Raw genomic sequence first — 17,983 nt, forward strand, 5'->3', positions numbered from 1 at the left:
GGGCACCGGCGGGTCCGCACCGGGACTGCCCATGGTCCAGGCATCGCCGGATCATCGCGCGCTCGTGACGCTTCAACGGCGCCGCCGGGGTTTCCGGTTCGGCTTCGCGGCCACGGCGGGGCTGTGCATCGCCGCGCCGGCCGTGTACCTGGTGGCGCTGCGGGCGGGCACGACGCTCGACGGCCCGCTGCTGGACGCTGTGCTGCACCATGGCGGGCAGGTTCAGGCGGCGCTGGTGGACTGGCTGCGCCGCGTGGTGGTCCCGGCCCTGTCATGACGCGCAGCGCGACCGGGGACCAGCCCTCGGAACGGGCCGCGCGGCGCGCGATCCGGCGCCACGGGGGGTCCTCCACAAAATTAGCTAATTTTATGGGGCGTGGCCCTGTCGATCAGAAGCGGTCCAGAAGGCGGCGCAGGTAGTCGCGTTCGGTGTCCGGGCGGGTCTGGTCGCCGGAGCGGCGCCGGATCTCGTCGAGCAGGTCCTGCGCGCGGCGGTACACGTCTTCGCCCTGCAACAGGTTGTCCCGCGTGCCGAGCCGCCCCTGACCGCCGCTGTCGCGCCCCAGCGGGTCCTGCTGGCCTGTGGGACCGGCCTGCCCCGCGGCCTGACCCTGCTGACCCTGCCCTTGTTGCTGGCCCTGCTGCTGGGCGAGTTCTTCCCCCAGCGACTGGATACCGTCGCGCAGGCGGTCCATCGCCTCGGCCTGACTGTCCATCGCGCCCGCAAGGTCGTCGCCGCGCAGGGACTGCTCGGCGTCGTCCATGGCGCGGCCGGCCTCGTCCAGCGACCGGCGGGCATCTTCGGAGCCTTCGCCGAAGCCGGGCAGGCCGTCGCGCTGGCGGTCGAGTTCCTGTCGGAGTGCGCGCTGGCGGTCCGCAAGCTGCTGGCCTAGATCGCCGGGCTGACTGCCCTGGCCCTGTCCTTGCCCCTGACCGGATCCCTGGCCCTGTCCTTGGCCGGAGCCCTGTCCCTGCGCCTGGCCCTGACCCGGCTGCTGTCCTTGCTGGCCTTGTTGCCCCTGCTGACCCTGCTGGCCCGGCTGCATCCCCTGAAAGCTGTCGTCGGACAGGTCCTGCTGGTCGCGCAGGGTTTCCTGCAACCCTTGCAGCGCCTGCTGGCCCGGGCTTGGCTGGCCCTGCTGGCCGCCCTGGGCCATCTGCATGTTCTGCATCATCTGCGCAAGCTGGTCGAGAAGCTGCTGCGCCTCGGCCATGCGCCCCTCTTCCATCAGCTCCTGCAGACGCTGGAGCATGTCCTCCAGATCCTGTCCGGTCAGTTCCTGCGCATCGGAAAGGTCCTGCTGCTGGCCGTCCTGGTTCTGCATCTGCTCGGCCAGCTGGCGCATCACGTCCTGCATCGCCTCGCGCAGTTCCTGCATCAGTTCGGCGATTTCCTCGTTCGAGGCCCCGTCGCGCATCGCTTCGGACAGCCGGTCCTGCGCCCGGCGCAGCCGCGCCATGGCGTCGGACAGGTCCCCTTCCTCGATCCGCAGCGCGAGATCCCAGAGCGCCTGCGCGATCTCGGCCTGTTCGTCGGCATCCACCCCCTCGGGCGCGGTCGCTTCGATCTGGCGGGCGATGAAGCGGGTGCGCAGGTAGTCGGTCTCGGTGCGGAACATCCCCTCGGGTTCGTGGGACACGGCGCGCAGCAGCCGCGCCACCCGCGGTGCGTTGGACCGCGCCCACAGCAGGTCCCGGCGCTGTTCGATGATCGCCTGTGCCAGCGGGTCGAAGAACCGCCGCCCCGGCAGCGCATCAAGCTCGAGCGGCACGGACTGGCCGATCTGGCCGCCCGCATCCCGCGCCTCGAAGGTGATCGTGACGGGCAGGTTGGCGAAGGGGTGCTGCGAGAAATCCTCCACCAGCGCCTCGGTGAAGTCGGTGCGGTCAGCCGTGAGCGGCAAGGGCAGATCGACGACGATCGGCTCGCGCGGGTCCGGCGCGGGTGCAAGCCCGTGGCGGCGGTCCACCGCGTCGAGATCGAGCCGGATCGTGGCATTGGCCCCGGTCACCCCGAAATCGTCGCGCGCGGAAAACGCCTGCGTCATCTCGCCCGACGCCGCGCGCTGGGGCGGGCCTTCGGGTTCGATGGTGGGCGGCGCATCGGGGGTCAGCGTGATGTCCCACGCAGCACCGCCGGGGCCGCGGATCTCGATCCGGCCGGGTTGCGCGATCTCGAATCCCTGCCGCGGGTCGCTGGCCGCGTCGAGACCGGTTGTCCGACCGGACACGGTTTCCGCGACGGTCAGGTCACCCGGTTCGCCGTAGAGCCGCAATTCGATGCGGCTGCCCGCGGGCAGGTCCAGCGTGCCGGGCGGAACATCGTTGAGATAGAGGCTCGGCCGTCCGGTATAGGCCGGGGGTTCGGCCCAGCCTTCCCAGCTTGGCCCGGTGGCGACCGCGGTGGTGCCCGGTCCGGCCAGCGGCACGCCCTGCCCCAGCCGCAGCCCCGCGCCGAAGATCAGCATGACCACGAACACGGTGAGCGCGACGAAGCGCAGCCCGTAGCGGTCGTGGCGTGCCAGCCGCAGGTCGGGGCGCACCGGCCGCGCATCGCCCAACCGCAGTATCATCCGGCGCATATGCGCCTTCCACACCGCTTCGGACGCGGCGTCCCCTGCCCCGATCGCCTGCGCATCCGCCAGCGCCGCGAGCGGCCGGCCCGGCAGCGTCGCGTCGAGCCTGTGCGCCGCGTCGGCAGCCGAGGGGAAGCGGAAGCGCGCGATGCCGCGCACGAAGCCGGCCAGAAGCGCCGCGGCCCCGGCCAGCACACCGAACCAGAACGCCTCCAGCGGCAGGTCGGCACTGACGCCGGACAGCAGCACCGCCGCCAGCACGAGGATCACGGTCCAGAACGGCCAGAACGCCCGTGTCAGCCTTTCCGCCACGAGCCCGATCCGGGTCAGCAGGAGCGGGCCGCGGATGCGGCGCGTGGGGTCGAAGGGGCGCCGGGTGGGTGGCGTTGCGGGTGGCGTCATGGGGCGCTCCGGTCCGGCCGCCGGGATGGGCGGTCGGAAGAAGGGTATCGCGCGCGGCGCGCAGGTCAAAGGCTTGTGACCGGATCCGGCGATCACGATTGCCCGGCACGGCTGCGGGCGGCGTGAAATTGCCCGCCCGCGCCGCGGGATCGGGCGGTTTACCGCTCAGGCCAGCCAGTCGGGCACGGTGTCGCGCGCGATGATGTCCGCGATGGCGGGGCGCGGGCGGATCACCGCCCAACGGTCGCCATCCACCAGCACCTCGGGGATCAGGGGGCGGGTGTTGTATTCCGACGCCATCACGGCACCGTAAGCCCCGGCGGAGCGGAACGCCACGAGGTCACCTTCGGCCAGCGGCGGCAGGGGGCGGGCGCGGGCGAAGGTGTCGCCGGTTTCGCAGACGGGGCCGACCACGTCATAGGGCGCCTGGTCGACGGCGACGGGCGGCTCGATCAGCGGGACGATGTCGTGATGCGCGTCGTACATCGCGGGGCGCAGGAGGTCGTTCATCGCCGCGTCCACGATCAGGAAATCGCGCCCCTCGCCCGATTTCAGGTAGATCACCTGCGCCACGAGGATGCCCGCGTTGCCGGAAATGAGCCGGCCCGGTTCGATCTCGATCTCGCAGCCCAGATCGCCCAGCGTGCGGCGGATCATGTCGCCGTAAGCCGAGGGCAGCGGTGGCGCGTCGTTATCGCGGGTGTAGGGGATGCCGAGGCCGCCACCAAGATCGAGCCGGCGGATATCGTGCCCGTCGGCCCGCAGCGCGCGGGTCAGGTCGGCGACCTTGGCATAGGCGGCCTCGAAGGGCGCGAGGTCGGTGAGCTGGCTGCCGATATGCACGTCGATGCCCACGACCTCGATCCCCGGCAGGGCGGCGGCCATGGCATAGACGGCGCGCGCGCGGGCGATGGGGATGCCGAACTTGTTCTCGGACTTGCCGGTGGCGATCTTGGCGTGGGTCTTGGCGTCCACGTCCGGGTTGACGCGGATCGTGATGGGCGCGGTGGTGCCCAACGCGGTGGCGGTTTCGGACAGGGCGTGCAGTTCGGGCTCGGATTCGACGTTGAACTGGCGGATGCCGCCCTGCAGGGCGGTGCGCATCTCGTCGCGGGTCTTGCCCACGCCGGAGAACACGATCCGGTCGCCGGGCACGCCCGCGGCCTTCGCGCGGGCGTATTCGCCGCCCGACACCACGTCCATCCCCGCGCCCGCACGCGCCAGCAGCCGCAGGATCGCCTGGTTGGAATTGCTCTTCATCGCGAAGCAGACAAGGTGGTCCAGCCCCGCGAGTGCCGCGTCGAACAGCCCGTAATGGCGCAGCAGCGTCGCGGTGGAATAGCAGTAGAACGGCGTGCCGACCGCGGCCGCGATGGCGGACAGGGGCACATCCTCGGCGTGCAGCGCGCCGCCCTGGTAGGTGAAATGGTCCATGCCGGTGCCTTTGCCGCCGATAGGGGAATGCGCCGGGTCATGGCAAATGCGCCCGCGCTTTGCAATGCGCCGGAATCGGGCGGCCTTGCGGCACGGCGGGTTTGCACCGGGCCGCGCGATATGCTGCCCTGACGCCGACCCATCCGAGAGGCACCATGATGTTCGTCACCGTGTTCAGCACGAAGTCCTATGACCGCAATTTCCTGACCGCCGCCAACGACGGCAAGGACCATGACATCCGGTTTCTCGACATTCGGCTTTCACCCGACACGGCGGTGCTGGCCGAGGGCGCGCAGGCGGTCTGCGCCTTCGTCAACGACGACCTGTCGGCGCCGGTGCTGGAAATCCTCGCCCGCGGCGGCACGAAGCTGATCGCGCTGCGCTGCGCGGGGTTCAACAATGTCGATCTGACCGCAGCGCGGGATCTCGGGCTGACGGTGGCGCGGGTGCCCGCCTATTCGCCGCACGCGGTGGCCGAACATACCGTCGCGCTGATCCTTGCGCTCAACCGCAACATCCACCGCGCCCATAACCGCGTGCGCGAAGGCAACTTCGCGCTCGACGGGCTTCTGGGGTTCGACCTGCACGGCAAGACCGTGGGCATCATCGGCACCGGCACCATCGGCGCGGTGCTGGCGCGGATCATGGCGGGCTTCGGCTGCACGATCTTGGGCCATGACGTGGCCGAGAATCCCGACTGCGTGGCGCTGGGGATGGAGTACGTGCCCCGCGACGAGATCTTCGCGCGGTCCGACATCCTGTCGCTGCACTGCCCGCTGACGCCCGACACGCATCACATGATCGGCTTCGACACGCTGAAGCTGCTGAAGCGCGGGGTGACGATCGTGAACACATCCCGCGGGGCGGTGATCGACGCGCGCGCCGCCATAGCCGGGCTGAAGGACGGCACGATCGGCGGGCTGGGGCTGGACGTCTACGAGGAAGAGGCGGACCTGTTCTTCGAAGATCTGTCGGACATGGCCATCCAGGACGACGTGTTCGCGCGGCTGCTGACCTTTCCCAACGTGCTGATCACCGGGCACCAGGCGTTCCTGACGCACGAGGCGCTGACCGCGATCGCCGAGACGACCATCGCCAATATCGACGCCTTCGCGCGCAGCGGTGCGGCGGTCCACGAAATCTCGGTGGAGAAACTCGCGCCGAAGCCGTGACCGGCCCCGGCGCGTGCAGCGTTACAGGATGCTCAGGCCCACGACCCCCAGGATGCCCGCGAAAACAAGGTAATAGACCGTCGGGATGATGGTCAGCCGCAGCACCGCGCCCTCGCGCCCGAGGAACCCGACCGTGGCCGAGGCCGCGACCACGTTGTGGATGGCGATCATGTTGCCCGCCGCGGCCCCCACCGCCTGCAACGCCACGATCAGCGTCGTGGGGTTGCCAAGCTGTTCCGCCATGCCGTACTGGAACTGGCTGAGCATCATGTTGCTGACGGTGTTGGACCCGGCGATGAACGCGCCCAAGGCCCCCGTCGCCGCCGCGAAGAACGGATAGATGTCGCCCACGGCCGCCGCGAGCCATGTCGCCATCGCCACCGGCATGCTGTCCAGCCCCGCGGTATTGCCGCCCGAATTGATCAGGATGCGCACCATGGGGATGGTGAAGGCCAGCACGAAGCCCGCCCCCAACAGCAGCTTGCCCGATTCGCCGACCGCTTCCGCGAATTGCGCGGGCTTCATGCGGTGCGACAGCACCGTGACCAGCGCCACGAACACGAGGATGCCACCGGGCAGGTACAGCGGCTGGATGCTGGCCGAGATGCCGGTTTCCCCGAAGATGTCGGACATCCCGAACGACACCGAGGTCAGCCACCCCTTGAACCCGTCGCTCACCCGGCTGAGCACGAGGATCAGCGCCACCAGCAGATAGGGCACCCACGCGAGCCGTGCGCTGATCGGCGCCTTGTCCGTCAACTCTTCCAGCTTTATCTCCAGATCGCCCATCCAGTCCGACGGCCACTGGTCGGCCGGCGCGAAATCCCACGTGTCCTTCGGCATCAGGAACCCCTTGCGCGCGGCGCTGACGACGATGGCCAGCGCCACGAGCGCGCCGATCAGCGACGGGAATTCCGGGCCGAGAAACACGCCGGTCAGGATGTAGGGGATCGAGAACGCCGCAGCGGCAAAGAGCGCGAAGGGCACGATGCTCAACCCCTCGGTCCAGGACCGGCGTGCGCCGAAGAAACGGGTAATCATCATCACCATCAGGACCGGCATGAACAGGCCGATGATGCCGTGGATGATCGCGACCTCGGACGTGACCGTGCGCAGGAAGGCGGCCCAGCTCGATCCTTCCGCCTGAAACGCGATGTCGAGCGCGGCACTGTCGAGCCCGCCGGTGACGCCGATGATGATGGGGGTGCCCACCGCGCCGAACGACACGGGCGTGCTTTGCACCATCATCCCCGCCACGACCGCCGCCATGGCCGGAAACCCAAGCGCCACGAGCAGGGGTGCGATGATCGCCGCGGGCGTGCCGAAGCCCGACGCGCCTTCGATGAACGCGCCGAAGAGCCAGGCGATGATGATCATCTGCACCCGCCGGTCCGGGCTGACCGCGGCGAAGCCCGCGCGGATCGTCTGGATCGCACCGCTGTGCTTGAGCGTGTTCAGAAGCAGGATCGCCCCGAAGATGATCCACAGGACCGAGGCGGTGATGAGCAGTCCCTGCACCGTGGAGGCCGCGACCCGCGCGAAGGGCACGCCCCAGAACAGAAGTGCGATCAGCGCGGCGGCCAGATAGACGGCGGGCATCGCCGTGCGGGCGGGCATGCGCAGCCCCACCAGCAGGATGCCCGCAAGTGCTATGGGCGCAAAGGCGAGTGCAGCTTGGAATCCCAGTACCATGGTTCGGTTCCCCCCAATGGCGTGCATGTCCGTGCCGGGATGGCCCCGCCCGTCACACGCGCAACCCTAAGCCGGCAGGGGGGATCGCCGATACCGCTACAGGCTTGCCGCGTTGTCGCTGCGCGGAAATGCCCAAGGGGAAATGCGACAGAACGGCCGGGGTCAGTGGTTGAGGATCTTGCTCAGGAAATCCTTGGCCCGGTCGCTTTCGGGATTGCCGAAGAACTCCTCGGTCGGGCGGTCCTCGACGATGGCGCCGGCGTCCATGAACACCACCCGGTCTGCGACCTTGCGGGCGAAGCCCATCTCGTGGGTGACGACCATCATGGTCATGCCTTCCTTGGCAAGCTCCACCATCACGTCCAGCACCTCGTTGATCATCTCGGGGTCGAGCGCGGATGTGGGTTCGTCGAACAGCATCGCGATGGGGTCCATGGCCAGCGCGCGGCTGATCGCGACCCGCTGCTGCTGCCCGCCCGACAGCGCGCCGGGATGCTTGTCGATATGCTGCGCCATCCCGACGCGTTGCAGCAGCGCCTCGGTTTTGGCGACGGCCTCGTCCCGGTTGCGGCCCAGCACCTTCTGCTGGGCAAGGCACAGGTTCTCGCGCACGGTCATGTGGGGGTACAACTCGAAATGCTGGAACACCATGCCGATCCGCGCGCGCAGCTTGGTCAGGTCGGACCCGCGGGCCATGACCTCCATCCCGTCCACGGAGATCCGGCCCTTTTGCGCCGGTTCCAGACCGTTCACGCATTTGATCAGCGTGGACTTGCCCGACCCGGACGGCCCGCAGACCACCACGACCTCGCCCGACGCGACCTTCGTGCTGCAGTCGGTCAGCACGCGGAAGTCGCCGTACCATTTCGACAGGTTCTCGATCTCGATCATATCGTGCTGGCCTTCTGAAGGCGCCGCACGAACAGCGATCCCGCGAAACAGATCGCGAAATAGACGAGCGCGGCGAAGATGTACATTTCGACGAGCCGCCCCTCGGTGCGGGCGACGATGGACGACACGGTCATGAAGTCCCGCAGCGAGACGACGAACACGAGGCTCGTGTCCTGGAACAGGATGATGCCCTGCGTCACGAGGATCGGGATCATGTTGCGGAACGCCTGCGGCAGCACGATGTAGCGCTGGGTCTGCCAGTAGTTCAGCCCCGTGGCCTGCGCGGCATGGACCTGCCCCTTGCGCACCGACTGGATGCCCGCGCGGATGATTTCCGAGAAATACGCGGCCTCGAACAGGGTGAAGGCGATCAGGGCGGAATAGAAGTTCCCGATGGGTCGTCCCAGCGCCAGCGGCACGAGGAAATAGAACCAGAAGATCACGAGGATCAGCGGCACCGACCGGATCAGGTTGACGTATGTCCCTGCCAGCAGCGACAGCGGCAGGATGCCAGACAGCCGCATGAGCGCGAGGATCGTACCGAAGAAGATGCCCCCCAGCACGGCAAGGAAGGTCAGCAGCAGCGACAGTTGCAAACCCTGCATCAGGAACGGCAGGTTGCCCGCGATGACGCCGAAATCGAAATCGCCCATCACTTCGACCCCATGTATCCGGGGATGCGGGTGTAGCGTTCGGCCACCTGCATCACGATGGTCGCCAGAAGGGCGATGCACACGTAGATCACCGTGGCCGCGGTATAGGCCTCGAACCCGTTGAACGTGTATTCGGCGATCTGCTGGCTTTGCGCAGTCAGTTCCAGAAGACCGATGGTCAGCGCCAGCGACGAGTTCTTGAAGATCGTCAGGAATTCCGATGTCATCGGCGGCACGATCAGCCGGAAGGAAATCGGCAGCAGGATGTAGCGATAGGTCTGCCCGACGGAAAACCCGTTGGCATAGGCCGCGTTGGTCAGCCCGGTGCCCACGGCGTTGATGCCCGCGCGCACCTGTTCGGCGATGCGGCTCGCGGTATAAAGGCCCAGCGCGATGACCGCGGTCACGTATTCCGGGTTGGGCATGTCGCGCTTGATCCACAGGCCCATGTTTTCCGGGACCATTTCGGGCATCACGAAATACCACAGGAACATCTGCACCAGCAGCGGCACGTTGCGGAACAGCTCCACATAGGCGGTGCAGATGAACGAGATCGGGCGCGACGGCAGCGTGCGCCCCACCCCCACAAGGATACCGACGACCAGCGCCAGCACCCAGGCGGCGAGTGCCACCGCGAAGGTCCACTGGACCCCCATGATCAGCCAGCCGAGGTAAGGGTCCGTGAACAGGACGCCCCAGTTCCAGTTGTAGTCCATGATGACGTCCTTCCCCGGCGGCGGAAGGGGACGGTTGCCCGCCCCCTTCGCACGCTCCGTTTACTGCGGCAGCGCGTTCAGGCGGAAGGCCGCTTGCAGCAGTTCGGACTGTTCCACGCCCAGCGGGCCGAACCACTTCTCGTAGATCGCGTCGATCTCGCCGGACCGGAAGACCTCGGCCAGCGCGCGCTTGCCCACCAGTTCGAAATCGCTCTCGTTGCGCGGCACCATCAGCGCATAGGGGTCATAGGACAGGAAATCGCCCACGACCGCGAAATCCTCGGGTGTGCGCGACTTGTCGATCAGCCCGTGCAGCAGGATGTGGTCGGTCGAATAGGCGTCGATCCGGTCGGTTTCCAGCGCCAGCATCCCCTCGGCATGGTCGCGCACCGGCAGGATGTCGATATTCAGCCCGCGGGCCTCCATCTCGGCCATGATGGCGCGTTCGTTCGTGGTGCCCTGCGCCAGCCCGATCCGCTTGCCTTCCATGTCGTCGATGCCGTTGATGCCGCTGTCCACCTTGGTCAGGATCTGCGTGCCGGTGATGAAGGTCACGGGCAGGTATTCGACCTGTTCCTGACGCGTCAGGTTGTTGGTGGTCGATCCGCATTCCAGGTCGATCGTGCCGTTCGCCATCAGCGCGATGCGCGTCTGCGGCGTGACCGGCACGAAACGCACCTCCAGATCCGTGCCCAGCGTCTCCTCGACCGCCTCCACGACCTTCATGCACAGGTCGATGCTGTAGCCGATGGGGGTCTGGTTCTCGTCGAGATACGCGAACGGCACGGAGCTTTCGCGGTGCCCCAGCACGATGCTGCCGCGTTCGGCGATGGCGGCAAGCCGGCCTTGCGTGATGTCCTGCGCCGCGGCTGCGGTGCCGAGCGTCGCGATGGCCGCCGCGGCGGCAAGGGCATGTCTCAGTTGCGTCATGTCTCTCTCCTGTCGTTGGTTAGGTTTTTTTCAGGCGGCGGTGAACAGGTCGGGATACCCGAACAATGCCGCACTGCCGCCAGTATGCAGGAACACGACGTTGCGCGCGTCCCCGAATTCGCCGCGCTGGACGAGATCGATCAGCCCCGCCAGCCCCTTGCCGGAATAGACCGGGTCGAACAGCAGTCCTTCGAACCGCGCCAGAAGCCGGACGGCCTCCTGCATCGCGTCGGTCGGCAGGCCGTAGCCCGGGCCGACATAGTCGCAATTCGCCCGCACCCGGTCGCGCGGGATCTCGAAACCCGCGCCCAGATGGTCCATCGTGCGGCGCGCAAGGTCATGGACCATCTTTTCCTGCTTTTCCTGCGGCGCGCGCACACCGATCCCCAAAAGGTCGAGGTCCGATTCCGCGGCCGCAAGCCCGGCCACCAGCCCCGCCTGCGTGCCGGAACTGCCCGTGGCGTGCACCAGCAGGTCGATATCGACGCCCATCGCGTCGGCCTGCGTCAGCAGTTCCACCGCACAATTGACATAGCCCAGCGCGCCCACCGGGTTCGACCCGCCGCCGGGGATGATGTAGGGGCGATGCCCTTCAGCGCGCAGGCTCTCGGCAAAGGTCTCCATCTCGGCGGCCATGTCGGCCCCGCCGGGGCGGCGATCCACCGTGGCCCCGTGCAGCCGGTCCAGCAGCACGTTGCCGTTGTCGGTATAGGCCGGGTCGGTATAGCCTGTCCGGTCCTCCAGCAGGATATGGCACGCGAGCCCCAGCTTCGCCGCCGCCGCCGCGGTTTGGCGCGCGTGGTTCGACTGCGTGGCACCTTGGGTGACGACGCAATCGGCCCGCTGCGCCAGCGCGTCGGCCATCAGGAATTCCAGCTTGCGGGTCTTGTTGCCGCCGCCCGACAGCCCGGTGCAGTCGTCGCGCTTGACCCAGATGCGCGGCCCGCCCAGATGCGCGCTCAGCCGGTCCATCGGCTCCAGCGGGGTCGGCAGATGCGCCAGCGACACGCGCGGGAACCCTTCCAGCTTGCGCCGGACGGCGTCGCAGCGGTCCTTGATCGGGGTTTGGGCGGCAGGGGCGTGACGAACGGCACTCATGGTGCGTGGCCTTTCCTTCAGGGGCGTTTCCCGACCCCTAGCAGCGCTGGTGCCCGCGCGATAATGCTTCTATCTTTGACCGCTCATACCGTTCGTATGGGTGAAGCCATGGATACCCGACTTCTGGACGACGTCCTGACCCTGCTGGAAGAAGGCAGCCTCAGCCGCGCCGCGGCCCGGCGCAACGTCACGCAACCCGCCTTTTCCCGCCGCATCCGCAGCTTCGAGGACTGGGTGGGCATCCCCCTTCTGGACCGCGACGCCAACCGGATCGGCCTGCACCCCGCGCTGGCCGCCAATGCCGCCGAAATCCGCGCGACGCTCCAGCGCATCGAAGGCTTGCGCGCACGCCTGCGCGACGGCACCACGGGCGGGCGGCTGGTGCTCGTGACCCAGCACGCGCTCGCCGCGCGGATCACGCCCGACGCGCTCGCCGCCCTGCACCGGCTAGAGCCGGACCTGACCACCCGCCTGCGCACCATGAACCGCGAGGACTGCCTGTCCTTCTTCGTGCGCGGCGACGCGGACATCCTCATGATCTATGAAGCGCGCGGTTTCCCGCCCCTGCCCTTCGACGACACCATCGTGCGCCGCACATGGATGCGCGACACGCTGGTGCCCGTCTGCGGCGGCGCGCTGCGCCATCGGCTGGGGCCGGATGGCCGCCTGGCCGGTCCCTTCCCGGTGATCGCCTATCCGCCCGACAGCCATTTCGCCCGACTCGTGCAGCGTCACGGGGCCGAGGCCGCGCTGGCGGATCATGGCGGGCGGGTGGCCGTGGAAACCGCGTTCAGCGTCGCCGCCCTGCGGCTGGCCGAGGCGGGCCTCGGCGTCGCATGGGTGCCGCACAGCATGTGCGTGGCGCAGATCGCATCGGGGGATCTGGTCAATCTGAGCGCGATCTACGGGCAGATCGGGCTCGATGTCAGCCTGTTCCACGCCGATGGCAACGCCGAGGCGCGGCGCCTGCTCGCCCGCCTGTGACCCGGTTTGCCGCCCTGCCCCCCGGTGCTACCTTCCCCGCACAGACCGGAGCGCCCATGCTGTCCCCATGCTGATCGTCACCCACGACACCCTTGCCAATCCCGGCATCCTCGATACGCGCAGCCTGCCGAAGAAATTCCTCGGCCGGGTGATGCCCGTGCCGCGCGGGGCGGGGGCGGGTCTCTGGCTGCGGCTCGCGGTCGAAATCCAGCCGTTGCGCTACACGGCGGAACTGCTGCCCTTCATCGTGGCACCGCTAATGGTCCGCGATCTTGCCACGCAGGTCATGCAGGCCCCCGCGCTCATGGTCATCACGGTCGCCGTTGTGGAACTCAAGCTGCTGCGCCTCTCCGCCGCCGCACGCAGCCGGGCCGTCGGCGCGGACGAGGCCGCCCGGCGGCTTGACACGCTGGCCTTCCGCGCCCGCGCCTGCCTGCGCCGCATCGCCGCCCGCCATGACATGGCCGAAGGGGAATTGCGGCTGGTGGTGGAGCAGTCCGAACTGGCCCGCATCGCGCCCCTGACGCTCGTGTCGGTGCAGGCGGATCACCCCAAGCCACGCGTCCTGCCGCTCGACGCGGACGACCGCGCCGTTCTGGCCGAAGGGCTGTTCGACGCCGATTTCACCGAGCGCGACCTTCTGGCCGTGAACCACAGCGACAGCACCTACCTGCGCGACATCACCCAACAGGCGCGCGCCGTCTCCGCCCATGCCCGCCTCGCCGCCCGGCTCGACCAGCGCGCGGCAGCCGCGTCATGACCGTCAACGCCACCACCGTGTCGGCGGGCGAGGCGCTGCGCGTGCTGACCGCTGGGTGGGACGCCCAGCGCGCAGGCCAGCTCACCGCGTCATGGATGCTCCATGGCCGTCCCGGCGTCGGCAAGACGGAAGTGGTCCAGACCCTCGCCACCCGCATCGGCGCGCAATTGTTCGACCTGCGCCTGACGACCATCGAACCGCAGGACCTGCGCGGCCTGCCCTATTACGACCACGACAGCGCGAAAACGGTCTGGTACCGCCCCGAGGATCTGCCCGACACCGACGCGCCCGCGATCCTGTTCCTCGACGAACTGACCGCCGCGTCGCCGACCCTGCAACCCACCGTCTATGGCCTTCTGCAGGAACGGCGCGTCGGGCGCCACCGCCTGCCCGACAGCGTCATGATCGTCGCCGCGGGCAACAGGGTGGAGGACGGCGCCATCGCCCATGACATGGGCACCGCGCTCAGCGACCGGCTGATCCACATGAACGTGCAGGCCAGCGCCGACGACTGGTTGAAACACTACGCGGTCCCGGCGGGCATCCACCCTACCGTGGCGGCCTTCATCCGCACGCGCCCCGACCTTCTCGACACGACCGAGGATGCGCTCCGCCGGGGCCAGACCATCGCCTGCACACCGCGATCCTGGACCCGCGTCAGCGCCATCCTGCACGCCGTCCCCGACCGCGCCTTGCGGCAGGTCATGGTGGCGGGCACGGTGGGCGAGGCCCCGGCGGCGGAATTCGCGCTGCTGGCGGATGAAATCGCGGCGACCGTGCAGATCGACGCCCTGCTGGCCGCCCCCCGCGCGGACCGCGCGCGCCTCACCCCGCGCACGCTGCACGGGCTGACCGCGCTCGTCTACGGTCTCGTCGGCGGGGTCACACGCGACACGCTCCCCGCCACCATCGAGATCATGGCCGACCTGCGCCACCTTGGCGCCAGCCATGCGGGCCTGCCCATGGCGGAACTCGCCAGCTTCGGGTTCGAACTGCTGATCGCCCGCGCGCTGGACAACGGCTGGGAAGACGCCTTCGCGGCATCCCCCGCCTATGCGGACTACGCCGCCGACCGGCAGGCCGCGGGCCTGCCGTGACCGCCCCCGCGCACCGGGCCACCCGCGCGCTGGCCCATCTCGGCGAAGTCGACCCGGCCCTCGCCGTCCTCGCGCTCTGGTGCCGCATCCGCGACGGCGACGGCGCGACGCGCACGGCAGGCGACACGATCACCATCGGCCCCGGCTTCGACAGCCTCGGCCTGCCCGAACAGGTCGGGCTGGTGGCGCACCACGTCCTGCACGTCGCCCTGCGCCATTCCGACCGGCAGGCGGCGCTGGCCGAACGGCTGGGCGACAGCGTCGACCCGTCGCTTTTCGGGCTGGCCGCCGACGGCATCGTCAACGAAACCCTGATCCTCGCGGGTCACGCGATCCCCCGCCCCGCCGTGACGCTCACCGAACTGCTGGATCAAGCCGGGATCGAAGCCCGCAGCGCGGTCGAGGCGCTCGAACGCTGGGACACGGACCGGCTCGCCATGGCGCTGCACGCGGACCCCAAGCGCGCCCAACGCCTGCGCGACTGGGGCAAGACCCGCGGCTTCTCCGTCGATCTTGCCGCGGGCACGCCGGACGAGGGCCGCGCCCAGTCCACCGCCGACTGGCGCAACCACGTCCTGCGCGCCCTCGAAGCGGGCCGCAAGGCAGGCACCGGCATCGGGCGGCTCGGTGCGTTCCTCGCGGACCTCGCCCCCGACAGCACCCCGTGGGAAATCCACCTGCGCGGGCTTCTGGCGCGCGCCCTGACCGACCGCCCAAGGCAAAGCTGGCGCCGCCCGTCCGGCGCATGGATCGCGCGCATCGACGCAGCCGCGCGCCATGGCGGCCCCACCCCGGTCTTCGAACCCGGCACCCAGCGCATGGACCACCGCCCGCGCATCGTCGTGGGGCTCGACACCTCGTCGTCCATCGACCCGCAGACCCTGCGCCTGTTCACGACCGAGGCCCGCGCCATCGCCCGCCGCACCGGGGCGGAGACGCATCTGATGGCCTTCGACACCGAAGTGTTCCAGGAAACTAGGCTCGACCCCGACCGCTGGAACAGCCTGCAGGACCTGCCATGGCGCACCGGCGGCGGCACCGACTATGCCGATCTCTTCGCCCGTGCGGCGCGCATCGCCCCCTCCATCGCCGTGATCCTCACCGATCTCGACGCGCCCCTGCCGCCGCGCCCGCGCTTCCCGGTGCTCTGGGCCGTGCCGCGGGCCACCGAAACGCCCCCATGGGGCCGGACCCTGCGCATCGGCGACGCGGTCCCGGCCTGACGGCTAGCGCTTGCCCCGCATCGCGTCGCGCAACGCCGCACCCAGCGCACCGGGGCTGTCCTGCGAGTCCTTCGCCGGGACCGCCCGCCCGCCGCCCTTGCCCGACGCGGGGTGCGCCGCAGCCTTCGCACCACCGCGCGGCGCCTGCGCGCTGCCGTCCCGCGCCGCACCGCCATCCTTGCGCATGCTCAACCCGATGCGCTTTCGCGGCACGTCCACCTCGGTCACGCGCACCTTCACGACCTGCCCGGCCTTCACCACCTCGTGCGGGTCCTTCACGAACCGGTCCGCCAGCTGGCTGACATGCACCAGCCCGTCCTGGTGCACCCCGATGTCGACGAAGGCCCCGAAGGCCGCCACGTTCGTCACCGTGCCCTCCAGCAGCATCCCCGGCCGCAGATCCTTGATGTCGTCCACCCCGTCCGCGAATTTCGCGGTCACGAAGGCCGGGCGCGGGTCGCGGCCCGGCTTTTCCAGTTCCGACAGGATGTCACGCACCGTGGGCAGCCCGAACCGGTCGTCCACGAAATCCTCTGCCCGCAGCCCGCGCAGGGCATCCCCCGACCCCATGATCGCGCGGATATCCTTGCCGCAGGCCTTCACGATCCGCCGCGCCACGACATAGGCTTCGGGGTGGACAGATGTCGCGTCCAGCGGCTCGACACTGTCGCGCAGCCGCAGGAAGCCCGCGCATTGCTCGAACGCCTTGGGCCCCAGACCGGGCACCTTCAACAGCGCCTTGCGCGACCCGAACGGCCCCTGCGCATCGCGCTGCACGACAATGGCCTGCGCCAACGACGGGCCCAGCCCCGCCACCCGCGCCAGCAAGGGCGCAGAGGCCATGTTCAGATCGACCCCGACCGCGTTCACCGCATCCTCGACCACGGCATCCAGCGCCTGAGCCAGCCGCCGCTGGTCCACGTCATGCTGGTATTGCCCCACCCCGATGGATTGCGGCGTGATCTTCACCAGTTCCGCCAGCGGATCCTGCAGGCGCCGCGCGATGGACACGGCCCCCCGCAGCGACACGTCGAGATCGGGGAATTCCCGCGCCGCCAGTTCCGACGCCGAATAGACCGATGCGCCCGCCTCCGACACCACGACGCTCGCGGGCCGCGCCGTGCCGGCGGGCAGCGCCTTCAGCGTGTCCGCCACCAGCCGCTCCGTCTCGCGGCTCGCGGTGCCGTTGCCGATGGCGATCAAAGCCACCCCGTGCCGCGCCACCAGATCGAGGATCGCCGCCTGCGCCCCGCGCAGATCGTTCTTCGGCTGGAACGGATAGAGCGTCGCGGTCGCCACCAGCTTGCCGGTGCCGTCCACGACTGCCCCCTTTACCCCCGTGCGGATACCGGGATCGAGCCCCAGCGTCGGCTTCGCCCCCGCCGGTGCGGCCAGCAGCAGATCCTTCAGGTTGCGGGCAAAGACGGCGATGGCTTCTTCATGGGCGCGCTTGCGCAGATCGCCCATCAGGTCGGTATACATCGTCAGGCTCAGCTTCACGCGCCACGCCCAGGCCGCGACTCCGCGCAGCCAGTCGTCGCCGGGGCCGCGTCCGGGAATGCCGATGGCAGCCTCCACCATGCCCACGGCGCGCGGCACGCCGGTGTCGGGGTCGGGCGCGATATCGACGGTCAGCACCTCTTCCTTCGCGGCGCGCAGGATCGCCAGCGCCCGGTGCGACGCGATACTGGCCCATTTTTCGCGGTGGTCGAAATAGTCGGAATACTTCGCCCCGGCCTCTTCCTTGCCCTTCTGCACGCGGGCGACGACGAACGCTTCGGCCTGCATGAACCCGCGCAGCCGGCCCAGCAGGTCGGCGTTCTCGGCCAGCATCTCGGTCAGGATGTCGCGCGCGCCCTCCAGCGCGGCCTTCGTGTCGGGCACCTCGTCACCCAGATACCCGGCGGCCAGCGCCTCGGGGCGCGCCGCGCGGTCGGCCATGATCGCCTGCAGCAGCCCGTCCAGCCCCCGCTCGCGGGCGATCATCGCCTTGGTGCGGCGCTTGGGCTTGAACGGCAGATAGATGTCCTCCAGCGTCGCCTTGGTGTCGGCCGCCGCGATGGCACGTGACAGCGCGTCGGTCAGCTTGCCCTGCTCCTTGATCGACCCCAGGATGACCGCCCGCCGCGCCTCCAGTTCGCGCAGATAGGACAGCCGGTCGGACAGATTGCGCAACTGCGTGTCATCGAGCCCCCCGGTCGCCTCCTTGCGGTAGCGCGCGACGAAGGGCACGGTCGCGCCCCCGTCCAGCAGGTCGATGGCTGCCGCCACCTGCTCGGGCCGGGCGGAGATGTCGGCGGCGATGCGGCGGATGATCGGCGTTGCGGTCTGGGTGGCGGTCTGGGTCAAGTGCGG

The 17,983-nt window shown here is 69.3% G+C and carries 15 protein-coding genes; 6 read left to right on the forward strand and 9 right to left on the reverse strand.

Annotation, left to right across the window (positions count from 1 at the left end; all coding sequences use genetic code 11):
- A partial coding sequence (locus tag DDE13_RS01885) for a hypothetical protein (protein WP_222626008.1) occupies positions 1-277 on the forward strand: 277 nt, incomplete at its 5' end.
- A 112-nt stretch (positions 278-389) separates the two neighbouring features.
- On the opposite strand, the gene DDE13_RS01890 is transcribed toward DDE13_RS01885, so the two are convergent.
- Together DDE13_RS01890 and lysA are read right to left on the reverse strand one after the other, a co-directional pair.
- Positions 390-2,978 carry a TIGR02302 family protein gene (locus DDE13_RS01890; protein WP_111401060.1) on the reverse strand — a complete coding sequence of 863 codons (2,589 nt, stop codon included), beginning with the start codon at positions 2,976-2,978 and terminating at the stop codon, positions 390-392.
- Between the two features lie 165 nt (positions 2,979-3,143).
- A complete protein-coding gene (lysA, locus tag DDE13_RS01895) occupies positions 3,144-4,412 on the reverse strand; it encodes a diaminopimelate decarboxylase (protein WP_111401061.1) in 1,269 nt (422 codons plus the stop codon).
- A 155-nt stretch (positions 4,413-4,567) separates the two neighbouring features.
- Here lysA and DDE13_RS01900 point away from each other — a divergent pair, with 155 nt between their 5' ends.
- The gene (locus tag DDE13_RS01900) at positions 4,568-5,584 is read left to right on the forward strand and encodes a 2-hydroxyacid dehydrogenase (protein WP_328587831.1); all 1,017 of its coding nucleotides are present in this window, start codon (positions 4,568-4,570) and stop codon (positions 5,582-5,584) included.
- Positions 5,585-5,605: 21 nt separating this feature from the next.
- On the opposite strand, the gene DDE13_RS01905 is transcribed toward DDE13_RS01900, so the two are convergent.
- The 6 genes from DDE13_RS01905 to DDE13_RS01930 all read right to left on the reverse strand — a co-directional run bounded on the left by DDE13_RS01905 (position 5,606) and on the right by DDE13_RS01930 (position 11,564).
- Positions 5,606-7,276, reverse strand: coding sequence for an L-lactate permease (locus DDE13_RS01905; RefSeq protein WP_111401062.1), 1,671 nt, complete (start codon positions 7,274-7,276; stop codon positions 5,606-5,608).
- Between the two features lie 162 nt (positions 7,277-7,438).
- Complete coding sequence (locus DDE13_RS01910) at positions 7,439-8,167, reverse strand: amino acid ABC transporter ATP-binding protein (RefSeq protein WP_111401063.1); 729 nt, start codon at positions 8,165-8,167, stop codon at positions 7,439-7,441.
- Positions 8,164-8,820, reverse strand: a complete 657-nt coding sequence (locus DDE13_RS01915) for an amino acid ABC transporter permease (protein ID WP_111401064.1) — start codon at positions 8,818-8,820, stop codon at positions 8,164-8,166. Before DDE13_RS01915 ends, DDE13_RS01910 begins: the two co-directional genes overlap by 4 nt.
- Positions 8,820-9,536, reverse strand: a complete 717-nt coding sequence (locus DDE13_RS01920; RefSeq protein ID WP_111401065.1) for an amino acid ABC transporter permease — start codon at positions 9,534-9,536, stop codon at positions 8,820-8,822. The genes DDE13_RS01915 and DDE13_RS01920 overlap by 1 nt, the downstream gene beginning before the upstream one ends.
- A 60-nt stretch (positions 9,537-9,596) precedes the next feature.
- A complete protein-coding gene (locus DDE13_RS01925; RefSeq protein ID WP_111401066.1) occupies positions 9,597-10,466 on the reverse strand; it encodes an amino acid ABC transporter substrate-binding protein in 870 nt (289 codons plus the stop codon).
- A 30-nt stretch (positions 10,467-10,496) separates the two neighbouring features.
- Positions 10,497-11,564, reverse strand: a complete 1,068-nt coding sequence (locus DDE13_RS01930; protein WP_111401067.1) for a D-cysteine desulfhydrase — start codon at positions 11,562-11,564, stop codon at positions 10,497-10,499.
- A 108-nt stretch (positions 11,565-11,672) separates the two neighbouring features.
- Here DDE13_RS01930 and DDE13_RS22740 point away from each other — a divergent pair, with 108 nt between their 5' ends.
- The 4 genes from DDE13_RS22740 to DDE13_RS01955 all read left to right on the forward strand — a co-directional run bounded on the left by DDE13_RS22740 (position 11,673) and on the right by DDE13_RS01955 (position 15,628).
- Entirely contained in the window at positions 11,673-12,548 is an 876-nt protein-coding gene (locus DDE13_RS22740) for a LysR family transcriptional regulator (RefSeq protein WP_162630828.1), read from the forward strand.
- Between the two features lie 67 nt (positions 12,549-12,615).
- The gene (locus tag DDE13_RS01945) at positions 12,616-13,308 is read left to right on the forward strand and encodes a hypothetical protein (protein ID WP_111401069.1); all 693 of its coding nucleotides are present in this window, start codon (positions 12,616-12,618) and stop codon (positions 13,306-13,308) included.
- Positions 13,305-14,405 (forward strand): AAA family ATPase, encoded by a 1,101-nt coding sequence (locus DDE13_RS01950; RefSeq protein ID WP_111401070.1) that lies wholly within the window; start codon positions 13,305-13,307, stop codon positions 14,403-14,405. The genes DDE13_RS01945 and DDE13_RS01950 overlap by 4 nt, the downstream gene beginning before the upstream one ends.
- Positions 14,402-15,628: a vWA domain-containing protein gene (locus DDE13_RS01955; RefSeq protein ID WP_111401071.1), complete on the forward strand. Its 1,227-nt coding sequence runs from the start codon at positions 14,402-14,404 to the stop codon at positions 15,626-15,628. The genes DDE13_RS01950 and DDE13_RS01955 overlap by 4 nt, the downstream gene beginning before the upstream one ends.
- A gap of 3 nt (positions 15,629-15,631) precedes the next feature.
- Here DDE13_RS01955 and DDE13_RS01960 read toward each other — a convergent pair whose 3' ends face one another.
- The gene (locus DDE13_RS01960; protein ID WP_235868549.1) at positions 15,632-17,977 is read right to left on the reverse strand and encodes a Tex family protein; all 2,346 of its coding nucleotides are present in this window, start codon (positions 17,975-17,977) and stop codon (positions 15,632-15,634) included.
- Positions 17,978-17,983 lie beyond the last annotated feature (6 nt).

The sequence above is a fragment of the Meridianimarinicoccus zhengii genome (assembly GCF_003254465.1).
Lineage (GTDB): Bacteria > Pseudomonadota > Alphaproteobacteria > Rhodobacterales > Rhodobacteraceae > Meridianimarinicoccus > Meridianimarinicoccus zhengii.